Consider the following 718-nt stretch of genomic DNA (forward strand, 5'->3'; position numbering starts at 1 on the left):
AGTAATCTGGTTACCATCTGCATCTGTTGCTGTAACCGGGATATTCATACTTGTTCCTGCGTCCAGGCTTTGATTACTGATGTCTGTTATTATAGGCGCGTGATTATTAGGTGGTACCTGGGAAGTGCCTGCATTTATTTCCATGGCATTCAGGTAACCTACCTGTCCGCCTGCAGGAATACTCAGGGTAAATAGAATCTCTCCGTTTGCATTAGGAGTGATATTGGAGAAAGTAACCACGTTGGTGGTATTGTTCTGTACATACAGCGTTTGACTTACACCGTTGATGGTGAACTTGGTGCTGCCGTTGTCAGGTTGCGGCGCCCACCATTTGCTGCTGGAGAAGAACTTAATGCTGTAAGTCCTGTTTGTTTCCAGACCGGTGAGGTGTCCGTGCATGGCAGGTGCGCCACTAAAGAAGCCTGGCAATGAACCAAAGTACATGTATTCGCTCATCACCACATCCGGGTACACACCACTGTTGTTGCCTGTATTGGCGCCTTCGGTTCCTGCTGCCCACCAGCTTTCATCGAAAGTTAATCCGGCAGTGGTTAACTGTCCGTTTTCATCTTTCAAACCAGTGGTAGTGGTGCCGAAAATGTTATTCCACGGCGCAGGCGCGTTGTTATTAAGCTTGAAGTTCAGATAGAGCTTGTAGTTTGGTGTTGGCTTATCCACCACGGTGAGTACAAAGCTGCGTACATCTATTCCTCCCTGG

General features: G+C 47.9%; 1 protein-coding gene. It reads right to left on the reverse strand.

Features of this window, described 5'->3' with window-relative positions; all coding sequences use genetic code 11:
• Positions 1 to 718: hypothetical protein (locus KE626_RS34505; RefSeq protein WP_211977719.1), on the reverse strand; the 718-nt coding region annotated here is incomplete at both ends.

The sequence above is a fragment of the Chitinophaga hostae genome, assembly GCF_018224885.1.
Taxonomy (GTDB): Bacteria; Bacteroidota; Bacteroidia; order Chitinophagales; family Chitinophagaceae; genus Chitinophaga; species Chitinophaga hostae.